The organism is Serratia fonticola (genome assembly GCF_001006005.1).
GTDB lineage: Bacteria > Pseudomonadota > Gammaproteobacteria > Enterobacterales > Enterobacteriaceae > Chania > Chania fonticola.
Genome location: NZ_CP011254.1, coordinates 3,753,139 through 3,772,634 on the forward strand (window position 1 = coordinate 3,753,139; position 19,496 = coordinate 3,772,634).

The 19,496-nt window shown below is 53.4% G+C and carries 17 protein-coding genes; 8 read left to right on the plus strand and 9 right to left on the minus strand.

Going from position 1 to position 19,496, the window contains the following annotated elements; all coding sequences use genetic code 11:
• Positions 1-34: 34 nt before the first annotated feature.
• Positions 35-502, minus strand: a complete 468-nt coding sequence (nanQ, locus tag WN53_RS16740; protein WP_024484560.1) for an N-acetylneuraminate anomerase — start codon at positions 500-502, stop codon at positions 35-37.
• A gap of 133 nt (positions 503-635) precedes the next feature.
• Positions 636-1,523: a threonine/homoserine exporter RhtA gene (rhtA, locus tag WN53_RS16745; RefSeq protein WP_024484559.1), complete on the minus strand. Its 888-nt coding sequence runs from the start codon at positions 1,521-1,523 to the stop codon at positions 636-638.
• 393 nt (positions 1,524-1,916) lie between these two features.
• Between rhtA and ompX the strand changes: the two genes are divergently transcribed.
• Positions 1,917-2,435 carry an outer membrane protein OmpX gene (gene ompX / locus WN53_RS16750; protein WP_024484558.1) on the plus strand — a complete coding sequence of 173 codons (519 nt, stop codon included), beginning with the start codon at positions 1,917-1,919 and terminating at the stop codon, positions 2,433-2,435.
• 202 nt (positions 2,436-2,637) lie between these two features.
• Here ompX and WN53_RS16755 read toward each other — a convergent pair whose 3' ends face one another.
• On the minus strand, positions 2,638-3,639 hold the full coding sequence (locus WN53_RS16755) for a nitrilase family protein (protein WP_024484557.1): 1,002 nt from the start codon (positions 3,637-3,639) through the stop codon (positions 2,638-2,640).
• Between the two features lie 93 nt (positions 3,640-3,732).
• On the opposite strand from WN53_RS16755, the gene WN53_RS16760 reads away from it, so the two are divergent.
• The gene (locus WN53_RS16760) at positions 3,733-4,608 is read left to right on the plus strand and encodes a LysR family transcriptional regulator (protein ID WP_024484556.1); all 876 of its coding nucleotides are present in this window, start codon (positions 3,733-3,735) and stop codon (positions 4,606-4,608) included.
• Here WN53_RS16760 and WN53_RS16765 read toward each other — a convergent pair.
• From WN53_RS16765 to ltnD, 6 genes are all read right to left on the minus strand, one after another.
• Positions 4,591-5,121: a GNAT family N-acetyltransferase gene (locus tag WN53_RS16765; protein ID WP_024484555.1), complete on the minus strand. Its 531-nt coding sequence runs from the start codon at positions 5,119-5,121 to the stop codon at positions 4,591-4,593. The genes WN53_RS16760 and WN53_RS16765 overlap by 18 nt on opposite strands.
• A 99-nt stretch (positions 5,122-5,220) precedes the next feature.
• Entirely contained in the window at positions 5,221-6,591 is a 1,371-nt protein-coding gene (locus WN53_RS16770; protein WP_024484554.1) for a GntP family transporter, read from the minus strand.
• A gap of 111 nt (positions 6,592-6,702) precedes the next feature.
• Entirely contained in the window at positions 6,703-7,479 is a 777-nt protein-coding gene (locus WN53_RS16775) for an HPr family phosphocarrier protein (protein ID WP_024484553.1), read from the minus strand.
• 3 nt (positions 7,480-7,482) lie between these two features.
• Entirely contained in the window at positions 7,483-8,115 is a 633-nt protein-coding gene (gene otnC, locus WN53_RS16780; RefSeq protein ID WP_024484552.1) for a 3-oxo-tetronate 4-phosphate decarboxylase, read from the minus strand.
• A 2-nt stretch (positions 8,116-8,117) separates the two neighbouring features.
• The gene (gene otnK, locus WN53_RS16785; RefSeq protein WP_024484551.1) at positions 8,118-9,380 is read right to left on the minus strand and encodes a 3-oxo-tetronate kinase; all 1,263 of its coding nucleotides are present in this window, start codon (positions 9,378-9,380) and stop codon (positions 8,118-8,120) included.
• Complete coding sequence (gene ltnD, locus WN53_RS16790; protein WP_024484550.1) at positions 9,380-10,294, minus strand: L-threonate dehydrogenase; 915 nt, start codon at positions 10,292-10,294, stop codon at positions 9,380-9,382. The genes otnK and ltnD overlap by 1 nt, the downstream gene beginning before the upstream one ends.
• 261 nt (positions 10,295-10,555) lie before the next feature.
• Between ltnD and ygbI the strand changes: the two genes are divergently transcribed.
• The 6 genes from ygbI to ecpD all read left to right on the plus strand — a co-directional run bounded on the left by ygbI (position 10,556) and on the right by ecpD (position 19,487).
• On the plus strand, positions 10,556-11,320 hold the full coding sequence (gene ygbI, locus WN53_RS16795; protein WP_024484549.1) for a DNA-binding transcriptional repressor YgbI: 765 nt from the start codon (positions 10,556-10,558) through the stop codon (positions 11,318-11,320).
• A gap of 729 nt (positions 11,321-12,049) precedes the next feature.
• Positions 12,050-12,838 carry a winged helix-turn-helix domain-containing protein gene (locus tag WN53_RS16800; protein WP_024484548.1) on the plus strand — a complete coding sequence of 263 codons (789 nt, stop codon included), beginning with the start codon at positions 12,050-12,052 and terminating at the stop codon, positions 12,836-12,838.
• A 1,080-nt stretch (positions 12,839-13,918) separates the two neighbouring features.
• Complete coding sequence (ecpA, locus tag WN53_RS16805) at positions 13,919-14,509, plus strand: common pilus major fimbrillin subunit EcpA (RefSeq protein ID WP_024484547.1); 591 nt, start codon at positions 13,919-13,921, stop codon at positions 14,507-14,509.
• Between the two features lie 77 nt (positions 14,510-14,586).
• Positions 14,587-15,255, plus strand: coding sequence for an EcpB family pilus assembly chaperone (locus WN53_RS16810; RefSeq protein WP_024484546.1), 669 nt, complete (start codon positions 14,587-14,589; stop codon positions 15,253-15,255).
• Positions 15,256-15,370: 115 nt separating this feature from the next.
• Entirely contained in the window at positions 15,371-17,854 is a 2,484-nt protein-coding gene (locus WN53_RS16815; RefSeq protein ID WP_046808118.1) for a fimbrial biogenesis outer membrane usher protein, read from the plus strand.
• A complete protein-coding gene (gene ecpD / locus WN53_RS16820) occupies positions 17,844-19,487 on the plus strand; it encodes a fimbrial adhesin EcpD (RefSeq protein ID WP_024484544.1) in 1,644 nt (547 codons plus the stop codon). The genes WN53_RS16815 and ecpD overlap by 11 nt, the downstream gene beginning before the upstream one ends.
• The last annotated feature ends 9 nt before the right edge of the window (positions 19,488-19,496 follow it).

The following is a 19,496-nucleotide window of genomic DNA, read 5'->3' on the forward strand; positions in this document are numbered from 1 at the left end:
AGGGGGAGCCGGTCAAGCGACCGGCTCTTTGGCGTCAAAGCAGCAGTTCGTAGTGGACTTTCACCACCACTTTCTTGATGTTTTTCGGCTCAGTTATCTGGCAGCCGGGTTTGTGTGGCTCCAGTGGGAAGAAGATCACATACATACCCGGCATTAGGTTCAGGGTTTGCGGGCTGCGTTTGATATCCAGCCATTGCAGATCTTTGCTTTCATCGTAAAGATCGTTGCTTTCCCAACTGTCTGGCAGGCCAAAATCGATCCGCTCTTCACCGCCGATCAGGATCTGGATATCCAGATACTCCTGGTGAAGCTCGGCGCGTTTGCTTTCTGCTGGCTCCGTCATCAGCTCCATCACGTTCATAAACACCCGTTCGCCATCGATCTCGTGCCGGCCCAACGGCAGGTTAGGCAAATCATACTGACGTACGGTATTGAGGATATTGGCTAAAGCGGGTGAGAGACCACGTCCAAAGCGGGGGTTGTACAAACTGCCATAGATCATCCTGATGCTCCCTAATAAATAAAAGACTTGCTGAGAGTATGTCTATTATTGTTCAGGAAAAAAGTTAACTGGCTTGCAATCATGCAACCTTTTGAGCGTGGCGCCGGGGACTTTCCGCCAGGCGCCAGCGGGCTTACGAGAGGCTTTCAACCTGTGGCTTGGGTTTGATGGTTAACGTGGCCCCCATGGAGGCGGTAATGATGGCGGCCAATGCCAACCATTGCGTTTGGTTAAGATGTTCGTTGAGGAAGATCATGCCGGAAAGGGCGGCCATTGCCGGTTCCAGGCTCATCAGGGTGCCAAAGGTACGGGCGGGGATCTTGGGTAACGCGATAATTTCCAATGAGTAAGGCAACGCGGTAGACAGCACCGCGACGGCCAACGCCACCGGTAGAATATCCACGTTCAACAGCGCACTGCCGGCTTGCCAGGCACCGATCGGGCAGAACACGATAGCGGCGATCAATGACCCCACGGCTACGGTGCCCGGCCCGTGATCTCCCCCGGCCTTCTGGCCGAAAATAATGTATATCGCCCAGCAGGCACCGGCACCCAACGCACAAGCTGCCCCCACTGGATCGATACTGCCCATATCGTGGCCAAGCGGCAGCAGGAACCACAAACCGGCAATGGCCAGCGCCACCCAGATAAAATCGATCGGGCGGCGGGAAGAGAACATTGCCACCGCCAGCGGGCCGGTAAACTCCAGTGCCACCGCAATGCCCAGCGGCACCGTGCGTAAAGAAAGATAAAACAGGTAGTTCATCGCCCCCAGTGACAGACCATAGATCAGCAAGGGCAACCGGCTACCGGCGGCGAAACGCATGCGCCACGGACGGAAAATGATAAACAGGATCAGCGTACCTATGCTCAGGCGCAGGGTGGTGATGCCTTCGGCACCCACCAGCGGGAACAGGCTTTTGGCTAATGAAGCCCCGCTCTGGATCGAGATCATGGCAATGATCAGTAAACACACGGGCACCAGCGTGGAAGACGCTTTAGTGGTTACAGACGAAGACATCCTTTCTGGCCTTATGGAACTCCCCAGCGTCTGGGAAGGTAATGAGTTCAGGTGTTGCACAGTGTAAAGGAATTGGCAGCAAGGTGTTGACGAAAAACGGGGGACCGGGTTGAATCTGTCAAAAATATGCGCCAACTTGGTTCAAGCAACCAATAAGTGCGCTTTTTTTAAGAGTATTCTGGAACTCAGATAGGTGATTAGCGTCACAAAAAGGAGTATAATTCGCGAAAAATATAGGAAAATTAGCATGCTATAGTGTTCTTGAAATCTTCTGTTACACGATACAAAGATTTAGACACTCATTTAAAGGCAGAGTTTCACGCTAATTTTTGCTATATTTTCAATGTATGAGAAATTGAAGCACTTTAATAATAAAACGCGTTTGAGGTGGTTATGAAAAAAATTGCATGTCTTTCCGCAGTAGCAGCTTGTGTATTGGCCGTAACAGCAGGTACCGCATTTGCTGGTGAGAGCACCGTATCCGCTGGCTATGCCCAGGGCGATCTCCAAGGCGTTGCCAACAAGGCCGGTGGTTTCAACCTGAAGTACCGTTACGAGTACGACAACAGCCCACTGGGTGTGATCGGTTCTTTCACCCACCTGGAAAAGAACAACTCTGAAGACGGCTTCTACAACAAAGCACAATACAACTCCATCACTGCGGGTCCTGCTTATCGTTTCAACGATTGGGCGAGCATCTACGGTGTGATCGGTGTGGGCTATGGTAAATTCACTTCCAACGCTCAAGACGGTTCAGACCACAACAACACCAGCGACTACGGTTTCACCTACGGTGCTGGTCTGCAGTTCAACCCAATGCAACAGGTTGCTCTGGACGTGGGTTACGAGCAGAGCCGTATCCGCAGCGTTGACGTTGGCACCTGGAATGTGGGTGTAGGTTACCGCTTCTAAGATTTCCCCATGCCTTCGGGCATGAGCGTGTGACCCTATTGGTCATGCTCAATGAAAATCCGCCTTTTAGGGGCGGATTTTTTTTGCCGGTAACTTATTGAAACGATCGACAAACCTCTAGCGTTAGCCGACTCCATAGGTAGGGGCGCTGCATGCTGTGCCCGTTTAGTTGAATGTGGTACCCGTCTAATTTCTCCTCTAGCTAATCCATCGATTTATTGGGCTTGCCCAATACCGTGGTCGGTTGCAATGAAAAACGCGCCGTACGGGGATCGCGCTCATATCCCTGCGGCTCGGTCAACAATCCATAGAGCTCTGGCCGACGGCCGTGGATCCAACGCCGCCCGCTGCTCATGGGGATTAAGCTCAGATCCAGATCGGCGGTGACCATGGCGTCCTGCGCTGCCCAGGTCTCTGACAGGATACGGCCATAAGGATCCAGCAGCATCGCATTGCCGGTGCGCACCTCATCATCGTCTCGCCCCACACCGTTGCTGAACAGAATAAACAGGCCATTATCATGGGCGCGAGAAGGCAACCAGCGCAGCAGCCAACCGCGGCCAATTTCGCCGCGAAAAGCCTCTTCGATCGCCGCCGGATTTTCTTTACGTTGCTGCCATAACGGCAGCGGTATCGGCTTCATGCCGTGCGGGCTGCGTGAATTTGTCCCCCCGGTCTGGTGAGGGGCGAACAGAATATCGGCACCCAGCAGCGTAGTGGCACGGGCGTTCTCTACCAGGTTGTTGTCCCAGCAGATCAGGATCCCCATGCGTACGCCCCAAGGGGTGTCAAACACGGTATAACTATCGCCTTTAGCGATTAGCGGATGTTCAAAAGGATGGAGCTTGCGGTGCACATGGGTTTGGCCATCCGGCAGGCAAACCGCATAAGCGTTGTACAGCTGGCCGTCTTCACCCAGCTCAATCAGCCCAACGCCGATGGCCATTCGATACCGCTCTGCCAGCGGGCGGATGCGTGCCAGTGAGGGGCTGGTGGCGATAGGCTCAGCTAAAGCGGTGATTTCGCTGTCCGCCAGATGGCGTACGTGCCAGTAGCCGGTAATGCACATTTCCGGGAAAGCGAGGACCTGTACGTTGTCGGCGGCGGCTTGGGCGATAAAGTCTTCCATAATGCCGAGATTGTAGTTCTTGTCGTTGGCGCGGTGTTGAAATTGTACCGACGCAGCACGAAGGGTCGTGGTCATAGCAAGCTCCTGTGGGGTTTTTGTTCGCTAATTACAGCAGCCGCATCGATTACTGTATAATCAATTAAAATCCTCTTTTGATAACTTAATGGAATGGATAATCGTCAACTACGTGCCTTTGTCGCGTTGGCCGAACTGGGGCGCTATCACCTGGCCGCCGAGCGGCTGTGCATCACCCAGCCCGCGTTGAGCAAGCAAATTCAAGCCATCGAACTGCAACTGGGCACCCGCCTGTTTGAACGGGGCCGTCAAGGTGCGCGAGTGACGGCCAACGGTGCTGCACTGCTCCCCAGAGCGCGGGAGTTATTGACCCAATACGAGCAGTTTCATCTGTACGCGGTGCAGGTGGTGAAGGGGGAAACCGGGCGCCTGGCCTTAGGCTTTGGGCTTTCCAGCTTTCATCTGGCGCCGCAACGGGTGGCGGCATTTCGCCAGCGCTTTCCGTCGGTGGTGGTTGGCTTGGAGGATCTTCCTTCTGAACGGCAATGCCAGTTGTTGCTAAGCGGCGATCTACAGGCTGGATTTGTGCGCTTACCCGTTGTTGCTCCCTTGCAGGCTCTGCCTTTGCTGAACGATCGGCTGGTGCTGGCCGCGCCGCGAACGATGGCGTTGCAGGAGGAGAGTCTGTTGACGGATTTCCACCGTTTTCCTCTGTTACAGTTGGAGCCTTCGCGTGGCCGAGGGTTGAGTGAGCAGGCTTTGCGTTTTATTGCCGCCCAGGGGCTGCGGGCCAACGTGGTGCAGCAGGCAGAGGATATCCAAACCTTGTTGGCGCTGGTGGCGGCGGGGATAGGCGTGGCGCTGTTGCCGCAAAGCATTGCGTTTATTGCTCCGGCTGGGGTCGATATTCTGCCGTTAAGCGGCGAGCAGACGCAGTGGCAGGTTGGGCTGGCGTGGAACCCGCAGCGGCCTGATGCGCTACGGGATAATTTTATCCAAGATATCTTGAACTCACAGCGGCCGGTATAACACCACCGTTGGCAGCTGGTGGTATTCGCTGCGGTGGCTTGCCACAAAGCCGACTTTCTTCGCCAGGCCAAGCGAAGGGCGGTTATCCGGCGAGATGATACAAACGACTTTGTCCTGTGAGAAATTCTCTTTGGCCCAGACTAGTGCGGCATTCAAGGCTTCGGTGGCATAACCTTTACCGTGCGCAGCCGTGATCAGCGTCCAGCCCATTTCGGGGACATCGAGTGCGGGTTGAATATCACGGTGAAAATCGGCGAAGCCAATGCCGCCGATATACCTGCCGGTGTTTTTCTCCCGCACCGCCCAGTAGCCATACCCCAGCAATTTCCAGTGGCCGATGTAGCGCAACAGGCGGCCCCAGCTGTCCTCCTTGTCGCGTGGCGTGCTGCCGATATAGCGCACTACCGCAGGATCGGCCCACATAGCGGCCAAATCGTCAAAGTCTTCCAGCCGGTGGGCATCCAGGATCAGACGTTCGGTGATCAAGGTGGGGGCAACGGTGTGAGTGGGCATGGCTTCCTTCCTGAACAAGAGAAAAGGCGCTGCCGGAGCAACGCCTCAAGATACTCATTACTGTAGCCGAACTGTTTTGGCTCTAGCAATACCGGGAAGTTACACTACCAGCCACAGCAGCCAGGTAAAGGCGAAGCCACTTAAACCGAGCAGGGTGGTTAATACCGTCCAGGTTTTCAGGCCATCAGCCACTGACAGGCCAAGGTATTTGGTGACAATCCAGAAACCGGAGTCGTTAACGTGGGATAGCCCCAGGCCGCCGAAGCAAGTGGCGAGCGTGACTAACACCAACTGCATCGAGTTAAGCCCGATAACCGCTTCGGACAGCAACCCGCCGGTCGTCAGAATGGCGACGGTAGCCGACCCCTGCGAGGCACGCAGTGCCAGCGAGATGATAAATGCCGCCGGGATCAATGGCAGGCCAATGGTGGTCAGCACATCTGCCAGCGCTTTACCTACGCCAGACTCGACCAGCACCTTGCCAAACACCCCACCCGCACCGGTAACCATAATGACCACCGCTGCTGTCGGTAACGCGCCTCCCATCACATCGCTAGTGTGTTGCAAGCTCCAGCCACGGCGGATTGCCAGGAAATAGAATGCCAATACCAGAGCGATCATTAACGCTACGCCCGGCGAGCCGATTAATGACAAGGCATCACGGATTGGTGAACCGGCAGGTAACAAGGTTGCAGAAACGGTACCCAGCATAATGATGGCGATAGGGATCACGATCAGCGCGGTAATCAACCCGGCGCTCGGAGGATTGATCCGATCGCTGAGTGGGGCTCTGTCTTCCGGTGCCGGTTCTGGGGATGCCAGTTGCAGCTGTTCCAACACCTCAATGGAGAGGGGGTAGGCTTTACGGTTAAGATATTTCGCCGCGAAGTAACCAATAATCCCCACTGGGATACAGATGACCAGGCCGATAATGGTCAACCAACCGATATCCGCATTCAACAGCCCCGCAGCCGCGACCGGGCCTGGGTGTGGTGGCAGAGCAACGTGGACCGTCAGCATCACACCGGCCATCGGCAAGCCAAACTTCAATGGTGAGACTTTTGCCACTTTGGCAAAGCCATAGATGATCGGTGCCAGGATGATAAAGCCGACGTCGAAAAACACCGGAATACCCAGGACGAACGCGGCACTGGTTAGCGCGGCAATGGTGCGTTTTGGCCCCAGCGCTTTGCTGAAACGTTGCGCCAGGGATTCAGCGCCGCCCGAATGTTCGATCATTCTACCCAGCATGGCACCCAGGCCGATGATAATGGTCACCGAGCCGAGTACACCGCCCATCCCGGCGGTCATCACTTTCATGACTTCACCGGTTGGGATCCCGCTGGCAAGCGCGACCAGTAGACTAACGACCAGCAGGGCGACAAACGGCTGAACCTTCGCCTTGATGACCATCAATAGCAGCAGTACGACACCCAGTACGGCAATGATCAGTAGCATAGTTGGAGACATAGCATAGCCTTTAATTCAGGTAAGAGTCCGGCACCGCGATCGCCCTGGGGCGATACGGGTGCGTTTATTTTTTATATTATTGAAACTGGTGTTGGCACTACGAGTTGTTGATTACAGGTAAGGTTTCACCCAACCCAGACCCGCCGTCGTTTCTCCACGAGGTTTATATTCACAACCGATCCACCCTTGGTAACCCACCTTGTCGAGTTGGGCGAATAGCCAAGGATAATTCAGCTCACCGTCATCGGGTTCATTACGGTCTGGCACCGAGGCGATCTGGATATGGGCATAGCGCCCGGCAAGCGTTGCAATCAGATTACTGATATTGCCGTCCACCAGTTGCGCGTGGAAGAAGTCGAACTGAATAAACACGTTCGGGCGATCGATGGTGGCTACCAGTTCCGCCGCCTGATGCTGGCTGGAGAACAGGTAGTTGGGCTTGATCGGTGGGCTGAGCGCTTCGATCAACACCTTGATGCCGTGAGGGGCGAAGGCGTCGGCGGCGTAACGGATATTGCTGATGAAGGTTTCCCGATAGCGGGCAATATCTTCCCCTGGCGGCACTACGCCAGCCATCACGTGAACGTTAGGGCACTTGAGGGCGATGGCATATTCCAGAGCACGATCGATATCCGCGCGGGCATCCTGCTCGCGGCCCGGTAACGCTGCCAGCCCCCATTCACCTGCGCCCACATCGCCCGGCGCGGTATTGAACAACACCTGCTGTAGACCATTTTGTTGCAGTTTCTCCGCCAGTAGATCGGCGGGGTAATCATAAGGGAACAGGAACTCTACCGCTTTAAATCCGGCCGCCGCAGCGGCATCAAAACGATCCAGAAACGAATGCTCGGTAAACATCATCGATAAATTGGCAGCAAATTTTGGCATGGTTCAGCTCCGTAACTCGGCAATTTCATCATCGGTTAAATAGCGAATTGGGCGGTTGCCGAGGGTGAAAATCAGCTTGGCCGCATCTTCCATTTCTTCGGTATTGTTCGCGGCTTCCCGCAGGCTCTCGCCGGTGACCACGGGGCCGTGGTTCGCCAACAGGAAAGCCTTGTAGCTTGGGGCCAGCTTGCCCAGATCTTCCGCCAGCCGCAGATCGCCGGGGCGGTAGTAAGGCACCACCGGCACCTGGCCGACGCGCATCACCACATAAGGGGTGAACGGCTTGATGGCATTTGCCGTATCCAGCCCTTGCAGGCAGGAAAGCGCGGTCAGATAGGTGCAATGCAGGTGCACTACTGCCTTGCACGCCGGGTTGTTCTGGTACAGCGCGCGGTGAAAGCTGATCTCTTTCGAGGGCTTGTCGCCAGAAATCCATTCACCGCTCAGGCTGACTTTCGACAGTTTGTCTACCTGCAACTCCCCCAGGCAAGAGCCGGTGGGGGTGGCAAGCAGGGTACCATCTGGCAACAACAGCGAAAGGTTGCCTGCTGAACCGGTAGCGTAGCCGCGCTGGAAGAACGAAGCCCCCAGGCGCACCATCTCTTCCCTTGCCAGCTGTTCAGTGTCAGCGGTCATCGTCATACTGAAAACTCCGTTTGTGCTCTGGCGAAAAAGTTTTCATCGCCGAAGTTGCCCGATTTCAGGGCCAGTGATACCGGTTGTTCAATTGCGCGTACCCAAGGCACGCCTGGAGAAATGCATGGGCCGATATGGAAGCCGCGGATCCCCAATGCCTGGGTGACCACGCCAGAGGTTTCACCACCGGCGACGATAAAGCGGCTGAAACCCTGTTGTTGCAGGCGTTTAACCACTTCAGCAAACAGGGCTTCAACCGCCTGGCTGGCGGCTTCGGTGCCGTATTGCTGCTGGGTTTTTTGCAGTTGCTCCGGTTCGGCGGTGGCGTACAGCAACGGGGCTAGTGGCTGTTCGGCCTGCTGTTCTACCCAAGCGCTTAGCTCGGCTGCGTAGGCGCTGCGATCGCCTGCTGTGATGCAGCGCGAGACATCAATACTCTGTGCTGGAGCCTGTTGGCGGTAGCGTGCTACCTGCTTGTTGGTCATGGTGGAGCAGGAGCCGGAAAGTACCACGGCTTTCTTCCCCTGTGGCGCTCCGGCTGATTGAGCTTTTTCCTGACCTGGCTGCGCCCATTGGCGGGCAATGCCGATCGCCAGCCCTGAACCTCCGGTGACCAACTTCATGGTTTTCAGCGCTTCGCCCTGGGTCAGCAGATGCTGTTCGTTCAGAGTATCCAATACCGCGTAGCGCACACCTTGTTGCGCCAACTGTTGCAGTTTCTCCTGCACCGAATCGGCACCACGATCCATCTCTACTGCGTTGACCAGCCCGCAACGGCCGCTGGCCTGGGCCTCCATCAGCCGCATCAGATTACTGTCGGTCATTGGCGTCACCGGATGGTTGCGCATACCGGATTCCGACAGCAACTGGTCCATCACGAACAGATAGCCTTGATATACCGTGCGGCCATTTACCGGTAGCGCAGGAGAAATCACCGTTTGCTGTTCGCCAAGCGCATCGAGCAAGGCATCGGTAACCGGTCCGATATTGCCCTGGGCTGTGCTGTCGAAGGTGGAACAGTATTTAAAGTAGAACTGGCGGCAACCCTGGCGCTGTAGCCAGGCTAAAGCCTGCAACGACTGCTCGACCGCCTGGTCGACCGGGCAGGAGCGCGATTTCAGGCTGATCACCACCGCCTGCGAGTCGACAGGGGTATCATCCTGCGGCACGCCATTGAGCTGGACCGTAGGCAAACCGTTTTCCACCAGGAAGCTGGCGATATCGGTGGCGCCGGTAAAGTCGTCTGCAATCACTCCGAGTAACATTATGAGTTCTCCTTATTCTTCGGCAGTTCGATCCCGGCGAAGATCTTGATCACTGCGCTGTCATCTTCCTTGCCGAAACCTGCGTTGCTGGCGGAAGTAAACATGTTGAACGCCGTGGAGGCCAAAGGCAGCGGGAAGTGCAGCGCTTTGGCGGTATCGGCCACCAGCCCAAGATCCTTGACGAAGATATCTACTGCAGATTTTGGTGAGTAGTCGCCATCGACCACGTGGCGCATACGGTTCTCAAACATCCAGGAGTTGCCTGCGGCGTTGGTGACCACATCGTACATCACGTCCAGCGGGATACCGGCGCGAGCGGCCAGCGCCATCGCTTCGGCACCGGCGGCAATATGTACGCCTGCCAACAGTTGATGGATGATCTTGACCGTTGCACCCAGGCCAATCTCGTCGCCGATGCGGTACACTTTCCCGGCCACGGCATCCAGCACCGGTTGCAACTGGGCGAAGGTGCTCTCACTGCCCGAGGCCATCACGGTCATTTGGCCAGCCGCTGCCTTGGCTGCACCGCCGGAAACCGGGGCATCCAGCATCGGCAGGTTATACGCCAACAGTTTCTGTTCGATCTCCTTGGCATCCGCAGCCGCAATGGTGGATGACACCATCACCGGCGTATTCGGTTTCAACTGTGCCGCCAGGCCGTTTTCCCCAAACAGGATCTGTTTTACCTGGTTGGCATTAACCACCAACAGCAGCACCGCATCCAGTTCGGTTGCAAAGTCTGCTGCGCTGGTGGCGGCCTGTTTGGCACCGGCTTGTTGTAGCGCTGCCAGTGCCTGTGGGTTGAGATCGACACCATAGGTAGTCAGCCCGGCATTGATGCAGGATGTTGCCGCGCCCATGCCCATTGAACCCAAACCGACGATACAAACTGCGTAGTTTCCTGGTTGTGCCATGATGCACCTCTGTTAATTTTAGTGATTATTTGTTTTGATGTGTTAAATGTAAGCGTTATTGGCGCGGATATCGGTGATCGCCTTCACAATTATTAACAATACAACGGACGGTCGCAAAAACGGTTACTCTTGCTAACATAATGCTTTTAAATGTTTTTTATGATTATGACCGGCTTCACAGCCTGAAAAGCTTTACTGCCGTCGCACGAAAATTGACGTAAAATCACAATTATTATCATCGCAGTCTGAGGGGGGGAAACCGTGATACCTGTTGAACGCCACCAACAAATTTTGGCGCTGGTGTCCGAGCGCGGCGCAGTCAGCATAGCTGAACTGACCGAAAGGTTGGGGGTCTCGCACATGACCATCCGGCGCGATCTGCAAAAACTGGAAGAGCAGGGCAGTGTACTGTCCGTCTCCGGCGGCGTACAGGCGGCCGAGCGCGTGGCGATTGAGCCTTCGCATCAGGATAAGGAAGGGATGTTCAGCCAGCAGAAAGCCGCTATTGGGCAACTGGCCGCGCGGCAGATCCCGGCCAACAGTTGCATCTATCTGGACGCAGGCACCACCACGTTGGCCCTGGCTCGTCAGCTCGGCGACCGTGACGATATCACCGTGGTGACCAACGATTTTGTTATCGCCGCCTATTTGCTCGAACACAGCCAGTGCAAGCTGATCCACACCGGCGGTACGGTATGCCGGGAAAACCGTTCCTGCGTGGGGGCCGCTGCGGCTCAGGCTTTACGTAATCTGTTTATCGATCTGGCGTTTATCTCTGCTTCTTCATGGAGCATGCGGGGTTTGTCTACTCCGAACGAGGATAAGGTGGTGGTGAAAAACGCCATCGTTGAGGCCAGCCGCCGCCGCATTTTGCTGAGTGATACTTCCAAATATGGCAAGGTGGCCACCTATCTGGCGCTGCCGATTTCGGTCTTTGAGGTGATCATCACTGACGATCACCTGCCGGATGCGGCGCGTGAGGCGATTATGCAGGCAAATATTACGTTGCTTACTGCGGTGCCGTGACCTTCAATCCCGCGAATCTGATAAACATCGGGGTGGCTATCGCTGCCCAGATCGTGGCCGCACTCTCCACAGCAGATAATACCAAGTATTGAACTGCAATAATTCCATCACGTCCAGGTACCAGTCAGTGGCACCGTCAGCCTGCTACCACATAATATTTACCCATAAAAAATTAATAAGTTATTTTTAAGGATCCACCTTAATGTGGTGCTGGTCTACATCCTAATGAGTATGGGTAACACCAGGTTATATCGCTATGTAAAGCCAGTGTCATGCTAAGGCAGTTATCTGGCAGTGTGGCAGGTTAAAACCATTGATTTAAACGATAAAGGTTATCAATGCTAGCCGAAAACACCGACTTTCCCAGCCCTGTAAGATCTTAGTGATGGTTAAATCTGCGATATTTTTACATTAAAATAGGCTCGGCAAGGTGTTTTTGTGAAGTTTTTCTCTAAAAACATATTTTTGGCAGCATAAAAATCTAACCTTATGGAATTTAACGAATCAATATATCAATAATCAGCGTGTTTCGATAATCTTTGTTTTGGTCATGAGAAAATTCTTATTCCAGGGAGAAGGAAAAATGCCACAGTTAATGACAATTACCCGCGGTCTATTTACTAGCGATAAAAACGTTCACGCAGGCTTTTTTTTTTAATTTCAATTAAATGATTTTATTAACGATTAATGCCTGGGCTGTCTGTTTTTATAGTGAAAGTCGTGAATATAATGAAATATAAACTTAATGACCGTATTATCTTCGATGTCGATAGCGGAACGCTGAGTTTGAGCGATCTGTTTGACGATACTGTCACCATCTCCAACCCATCCAAGCGCTTGCTACAGTTACTGATTGTCCACCAGGGCGATGCTGTGAGCCGTGAAGTGATCTTCAAAAAGGTGTGGGATGATTATGGGATGATTTCCAGTAACAATAATCTTAACCAGTGCGTGAGCAAGTTACGTAGAGTGATCAAGGCGCTGGGAATTGATGAGGAAGTGATCGTCACGGTTCCCAAGGTGGGTTTTATGCTGCACAGCGAAATCCAGATTGTGTCTTGTGAGGATGAAAAGGATACGCCGATCCTTGATGCCGAACCGCCGGTATCAGCCGCTAAAACCATACCCGTGGTGGTAGGCAAGGTGTTTTCACGTGCTTCCTTGCGCTATGGTTGGGGGATAGTGGGCTTTGTGTGTGTGGTGTTGGCCGGCATCACGTTCTATATTTTCAATCCAAGCATCCGGCAAGAGAGCTATCTGGGCAAATCGGGTAACTGTGCGGTATTTATGTCGAACTCCACGGTTCGGGCAGATCCGGCATTCAGCGATGATGTGTTGGTGCAGGTGGCAAGGCAAAAAATCCAATGCCAACCGGATGAATACCTGTTACTGATGCGTGGCAATCAGGTGAAGTCGTACATTTCTGGCATCTCACGGCTATTTTTTCTCCGCTGCAAGATTTTGCGAGAACATAAGATTGAACTTTGTTCTGGTCTGGAAAGCGAATCCTCCCTTTAAATGAATAATGATGATTGGCTGGCGGGATAAACGACCGACCGACAGCCAGAACATCATGGCCTGAGATTTAACCACTTTACTAACGTTATTTTCCCTCAAGTACGATCGCTGCAGTGATTTATCCCCCTTATTATTCCGCTGGCTGACTACCCTGAAACAGTAATGCTCCTCACGCTAGCCCTCTCCCAAAAGGAGAGGAGACCGAACGTGCCACGATGTAATTACGGCACTCAACCTTTTTGCCGATCACCTCTGCATCAACTCTTTTGCAGATCATCTCTGCACCAGAACATGGCAGCGTAACGGCTCCCTAGTCCAAAAGGAGAAGGGACCGAACGTGCACAATTTTATTACGGCACTCCACCTTTGCATCAACCCTGTCGCAGCTTACCTCCGCACCTGAACACGGCACCGTACCAGCTCCCTCGCCCAAAAAGGAGAGGGGACAGAATGTGCACAATTTTATTACGGCACTCCGCCTTTGCATCAACCTTGTCGCCGCTCACCTTTGCACCTGAATACGGCAGCGTAATGGCTCCCTAGTCCAAAAGGAGAAGGGACCGAACTTTATTACGGCACTCCGCCTTTGCATCAACCCTGTCGCAGCTCACCTCCGTACCTGAACACGGCACCGTACCAGCTCCCTCGCCCTTTGGGAGAGGGTTGGGGTGAGGGGAAATGGGTTGCCTTAACTGACAAGTTTTAAATGTACAGGCTGATTTTTTCACTTGAAAGGTTACTGAATAACGGTGGTCATAAACGGGTTAATGGTTGATCGAATTAATCTAGGATTATTCTGCTACTCACTTTATGTGTGCGGTTTTTTTATCCTTAATCTGGTATTAAAAAGATTAATAACAGGATTTAAATCTAAATATTTCACATTTAATAGTTAATGATTATATTAAGATTGGTTTGGGTTAAGATTTTTCTCGCCAGGTGGGACGAGAGGCATACTCACGTTGCTTATCAACACTTGGCGTTATCCCGCTAGCAACTGGCAATACCGGAGTGAGTGGAGATGACAAAGATCGGCACATTTAACGGACAATAGAAATCTATAACTTAGGGAGTTTTACCATGAAAAAGATCACACTTGCTCTGGCAATCGTTTCAGCATTCGCAGTAGTGGGCACCGCTCAGGCAGCAGACGTTACCGCACAAGCCTTGGCTACCTGGTCAGCCACTGCCAAGAAAGATACCACCAGCAAGTTGGTTGTGACGCCAATCGGCAGCCTGTCTTTCCAATATGCTGAAGGCATCAAAGGCTTCAACAGCCAGAAAGGTCTGTTCGACGTGACTATCGAGGGCGAAGGAACCGCCACCGATTTTAAACTGACCTCCAAGCTGGTATCCAACACTCTGACTCAGCTCGATACCTCTGGTTCTACCCTGGAAGTGGGCGTTAACTATAACGGTGCTGCCGTAGAGAAAACCGCTGAAACCCCTATGATCGATGTTAAAGCCGGTATTCTGGGTGGCAACCTGAGCGCACTGTCTGGCGCTTACGACAAAGCTGTTCGTACCAGTGCACAAGATCAGTTCACCTTCACCATCATCGGCGCAACGGCTGATGGCGCAACTGCTGTGACTGATTTCAGCACCCTGCCTGAAGGTATCTGGAGTGGCGACGTGAGCGTAGAGTTCAACGCTACCTGGACTACCGCATAATCATTTCCCCAGAGTAATGCGTTTTAACAGGGGGGAAACCCCCTGTTTTTGTCAGCTAAAGAGTTTGGAATACCGCTATGAATCGTTTCTATTTTTCTATTCCCCTGTTGCTGTCCCTTTGCCATAGCGCTTTGGCGCTGGATGTTGGCGCGGTCAGTTCCTTTATGCCCAGTAATAGCGCGACGCTAAGTAAAGAAATTAAAAATACAACGGATAGCGGCCGGCTGGTGAATATAAAAATAGAAAGGATTTCCGACCCGACCGAATCCGGCGTGGTGATCCCGATGGCGACGAAAGACGAAATGCTGTTGTCACCGGCCAGCCTGATGATGCCAGCCAACGCCAGGGACGTGATCCGTTTTTATTATAAGGGCCCAGAAGATAATCAAGAACGCTATTACCGGATTGTCTGGTTCGATCAGGCATTAACGGATGCGGGGCAGAATACCGCCAAACGCAATGGCGTGGCCACCACCTCGGCGCGTATTGGCACCATTTTAGTCGTTACGCCACGCCAGGTTAATTTTAATCATCAGTTTACCAATAACAAAGTCGCCAATACCGGCAACGCCACCTTCAAAATGGTGGCCTACGGCCCCTGCAAGAATAAGAAAGAAGGCAGCAGCTGCAAGGAAAACTACTTTGTCATGCCAGGTAAAGATCGTGGTCTGTCAAAAGTGGATATCAATGATAAGAAAAGCCACGTTGCGCTTTGGTATGGAGAGCAATTTATTCAAGTCAAATAACACCGAGTTGGGCTGCCACAGGATGTTGCAGTAAAGGAATGCATAATAGTTCAAGGAGTTAGACGTGAAACTAGCACTGGATAGTGCATTACTCAAGATATCAGTAGCGGTGGGGATGAGCGTTATCCCGGCCGTGATGATCCCTGGGCAGTCGGCACTTGCCGCCGGGCTAACCCAAATTGATGGCGTGTTGATCCCCCAGACTTTCAGCATGGCATTGCGTGAGGGGATGAGTATCCCGTTATTGCTGCATTTTGAACAAAACAACACCTTGAAAGACGACCAACGCATTGGGCGCGCATTGCTGGTGCTTGATGACAATCATCTGAAAATTAGCGAAATTACCCTGGAAGATAACGAGGGTGGCGCACAGCTGACCGCCGCGATCACCAAGCAGCTCAATGCGCTCAATGACGCCAACTTTGATGATAAGCAACGCATTACGCTGTCGGATGATGCCTGGCTGGCGTTGGATTTCCGCCAGTTGAACCTGCAATTGGTAGTGAAGCAATCAGCCTTGGGTACGGTATTGCGTGAGCGTGCCAGCGATATTGGTGCGTCGAGTGTTGATGAGATAAGCAGCACGCTGGCCTATAACCTGGGCGTTTACGACAACCGCACCAAAGCCAGTGAAGGTTTTACCTCCAGCTATTTATCGCTGAATAACGTCACCTCTCTGCGTGAGCATCATGTGGAAGTGAACGGTTCTGTCTATGGGATTGGCAGCAGCAACCAGGATTCGACGCTGTATAAGCTGATGTATGAGCGTGACTTCGCTGGCCGACGCTTTGCCGCAGGCATGCTCGACAGCTGGAACCTGCAATCGCTGGGGCCAGTGACCACCATCAATTCGAGCAAAATCTACGGCATGTCCTATGGCAGCCGGGCCAATTCGACGGTGTTTGATAATAGCCAGTCGTTAACGCCGATTGTCGCCTTCTTCCCCTCGGCGGGTGAAGTTCACCTGTCACGTGATGGCCGCCTGCTCAGCGTACAGAATTTCTCTATGGGTAACCACGAAGTGGATACCGGCACGCTGCCTTTTGGTATTTATGATGTGCAGGTTGAGGTGATCGTCAATGGTCAGGTGATCAACCGCCGTATGCAGCGGGTTAACAAACTCTATAGTCCGCTGCACGCCGCGGGTGCGCCGATGTTCTGGCAGTATTGGGGCGGCATGGTGCGTATGGATGAGTGGCGTGGCGACAACGATCGCTTCGCTGAGGCTAAAGATAGCTACCTGTTGGGGGCTTCAGCCTCTGGCAACCTGTCTCGCTTTAACTGGGCGCTGTCCGGCTATTCCCTGGACAGCACTTCGGTGGCGGAAGGCCGTTTAAGCATACCGATCATCGATGCGGTGCAGGTTAGCACGCAGAGCATGGTAGCCACAGACCGATCCTGGACGCTGATCAACACTGTGAGCGCCACGCTGCCCGGCGGTTTCAGTACGCTGTGGGCCAACGAAGAAAAAACGGTGATCGGCAACAAACTGCGCCAAAACGATGCCCATAACCGGGCGATCGGCGGCTCGCTGAACTTGGGGGCGATTGTGCCTCACCTCGGCACGCTCAGCGTCAGTTATAACGATGACAAGAAAAATAGCAGCCATTACTACAACGTAGATTACTACCAGAATCTGTTCACCGGCCGTTACGGCACGCTGGGCATACGTGCCGGGGTACAGCGATACAATAATGGTCATTCCGGCGGCAATACCGGTAAGTACATTGCGCTCGATTTCTCATTGCCGCTGGGCAATTGGTTCAGCGCCGGGGTTTCTAACCAGAACGGCTACACCACGGCCAATATTGCGGCGCGTAAAGAGATCGCCGATGGGCCGATCCGTACCGTGGGGGCAAACCTATCGCGCGCAATCTCAGGGGACACCAACGGGGATAACAGCTTTAACGGCGGCGCCTACGCCCGTTTTGACACCAAGTATTCTACCGGCACCGTCAACGTTAGCAGTTCCGCAGACGGCTACGTGAATACCAGCCTGACCGCTAACGGTAGCGTCGGTTGGCAGGGGCGTCATATCGCGGCAAGCGGGCGCAATGAAGGTAACTCAGGGATCATTATCAATACCGGCCTGGAAAATGAAGGCATGCTGACCGCGCGCGTGGATGGCCGCGTCGTAAAGCTGACCGGCGACAAGAACTATCTGCCACTGTCCCCTTATGGTCAGTATGTCGTGGAGCTGATGAACAACAAAAACTCGGCGGAAAGCTTCGATATCGTCACCAATCGTAAGAACAGCCTGACGCTGTACCCGGGCAACGTGGCGGTCATCGAACCGCAAATCAAACAGATGGTCACGGTATTTGGCCGTATCAAGGCCGAGGACGGCACGCTGCTGGCCAACGCCAATATCAACAACCATATCGGGCGTACCCGTACGGATGAAAAAGGGGAGTTCGTGATGGATGTGGATAAGAAATTCCCGGTAATCGATTTTACCTACCGCCACAATCAAAGCTGTGAGGTGGCGCTGGATCTGAGCAAGGCACAGGGTGCGGTCTGGGTCGGCGACGTGGTTTGCCGCGGCTTGAAGTCCTACGCCAAAGTGAGCCAACCAGGAGATATGAGCAATGAAGGCTAATAACATACGTTTGGCACTGTTGATTGGCGGCCTGCTGAGCATCGCCCCGGCGCAGGCGGTGAACCCGACCAATCTGGGAGATGCCGCAACGATGAAGTTTGTCTTTGTTGAGAACAATGCGGACGATAACTTCTTTGTAACCCCGGCAGGGGGGCTCGAGCCGCGTCTGACCGGTGCCAATAAATGGACCGGCCTGAAATATGGTGGTTCCGGCACCATTTACCAGCAGAGCCTGGGCTACGTCGATAATGGCTATAACTATTTGCTGACGGCTAACAACCGCTTTGATATGTGGCTGGAAAATGCGCCTATTAAAAGCCCATTCCTTGGCTTGCGTTGCATCAACTGGTATGCCGGCTGCAATATGGATACCAGTCTGATCTTGCCTGAAACCACTGATGAAAAAGGGTTTTACGGTGCAGTCGTCACCTCCGGCGGGGCAAAATGGATGCATGGCATGATGTCGCCGAGTTTTTATCAATACCTGAAACAGATGGGAACGGGTAGTTCGTTCAGCATGCAGATCAACGGTTGTCAGACCAACGTTGTCTACAATGCCAGCAACGGCGAACGCTGCCAGGATCAGGCCCGTGGCACCTGGTATCGACGTACCGTCACCCATGCCAAGGCGGCACACCTGCGTTTTATCAATACCAATGCGGTATCGGAAGTGTTCGTCAACAGTGATGGGATACCGATCATCGGTGAAGGTAATGCGGACTGCCGCAACCAAACCGTCGGTGCCCGCAGCGGTATCATGTGCAAGATGGTCAGCTACGATCTGCAAACGGATGGCAGCGTCAGTAACACCTCGATCCATATTTTTCCGTCGATCAACCATGCCGCACTGTCATCGGCGGTTAATGCGGCCGATCTGCAATTCAGTTTGAATGGCAACAGTTGGAAAAATACCTCGGGTACCGGCAGCTACTATACGTTTAACGAGTTGAAGAGCAGCAATGCCGTTTACGTATTTTTTGCCAGTAATTTCTTCAAACAGATGGTCAGACTGGGGATCACCGACGGCGGCACGCACGATCTGATTAACTTCCGTTTCCAGAACATCACCTCGCCGGAATCGGGATGGTATGAGTTCTCGACTTCTAACCAACTGATCATCAAGCCTCGTGATTTCAGTATCAGCATTATTTCCGAGGATTTCGATAACAGCCCGCATCGGGAAGGGTATGTTGGCCCCTCAGAGCCACCGTTGGAGTTTGGCTATATTGTGACCACCAGCGCCAAGACCAATGCCGATCAGGTAAGGGTGATGGCGACTGGCCCAACGCAGTCACTGCGGGGGATCAACTACTGTATTTTCTCCTCTCCAGACAATACTACGCAGGTTCCATTCCCGGCCCAGCTCAGTATCACCACCAGCACCGGGACGGAGCAGGTGTTTGATGCCGGTTGTGACAGCCAGTGGCACGATATGACCAACGCCCTATGGAGCAGCACCCCATGGAATGATATTTCCGGTGACGTGGGGGTGATGAACAAGACCAAGGTCAAGTTCAGGATCCCGATGAACGATCCTATCTCGCTGAAAACGGTGGAAGGTAACGCCTGGTATGGCGATGTGCATGCCGCCGGTGAAATTCACGTTGAGGCAACTTGGCGCAATATCAATTAAGGGGATGAT

Bases quoted from the DNA above. Each gene is read 5' to 3' on its own strand.
- otnK (WP_024484551.1), bottom strand. From the start codon at position 9,380: ATGTTACTCGGAGTGATTGCAGACGACTTTACCGGCGCCACCGATATC.
- WN53_RS16815 (WP_046808118.1), top strand. From the start codon at position 15,371: ATGAGCGTTATCCCGGCCGTGATGATCCCTGGGCAGTCGGCACTTGCC.
- ompX (WP_024484558.1), top strand. From the start codon at position 1,917: ATGAAAAAAATTGCATGTCTTTCCGCAGTAGCAGCTTGTGTATTGGCC.
- WN53_RS16775 (WP_024484553.1), bottom strand. From the start codon at position 7,479: ATGCCAAAATTTGCTGCCAATTTATCGATGATGTTTACCGAGCATTCG.
- WN53_RS16800 (WP_024484548.1), top strand. From the start codon at position 12,050: ATGAAATATAAACTTAATGACCGTATTATCTTCGATGTCGATAGCGGA.
- ltnD (WP_024484550.1), bottom strand. From the start codon at position 10,294: ATGGCACAACCAGGAAACTACGCAGTTTGTATCGTCGGTTTGGGTTCA.
- WN53_RS16765 (WP_024484555.1), bottom strand. From the start codon at position 5,121: ATGCCCACTCACACCGTTGCCCCCACCTTGATCACCGAACGTCTGATC.
- WN53_RS16760 (WP_024484556.1), top strand. From the start codon at position 3,733: ATGGATAATCGTCAACTACGTGCCTTTGTCGCGTTGGCCGAACTGGGG.
- WN53_RS16770 (WP_024484554.1), bottom strand. From the start codon at position 6,591: ATGTCTCCAACTATGCTACTGATCATTGCCGTACTGGGTGTCGTACTG.
- WN53_RS16755 (WP_024484557.1), bottom strand. From the start codon at position 3,639: ATGACCACGACCCTTCGTGCTGCGTCGGTACAATTTCAACACCGCGCC.
- nanQ (WP_024484560.1), bottom strand. From the start codon at position 502: ATGATCTATGGCAGTTTGTACAACCCCCGCTTTGGACGTGGTCTCTCA.
- ecpA (WP_024484547.1), top strand. From the start codon at position 13,919: ATGAAAAAGATCACACTTGCTCTGGCAATCGTTTCAGCATTCGCAGTA.
- WN53_RS16810 (WP_024484546.1), top strand. From the start codon at position 14,587: ATGAATCGTTTCTATTTTTCTATTCCCCTGTTGCTGTCCCTTTGCCAT.
- ecpD (WP_024484544.1), top strand. From the start codon at position 17,844: ATGAAGGCTAATAACATACGTTTGGCACTGTTGATTGGCGGCCTGCTG.
- otnC (WP_024484552.1), bottom strand. From the start codon at position 8,115: ATGACCGCTGACACTGAACAGCTGGCAAGGGAAGAGATGGTGCGCCTG.
- rhtA (WP_024484559.1), bottom strand. From the start codon at position 1,523: ATGTCTTCGTCTGTAACCACTAAAGCGTCTTCCACGCTGGTGCCCGTG.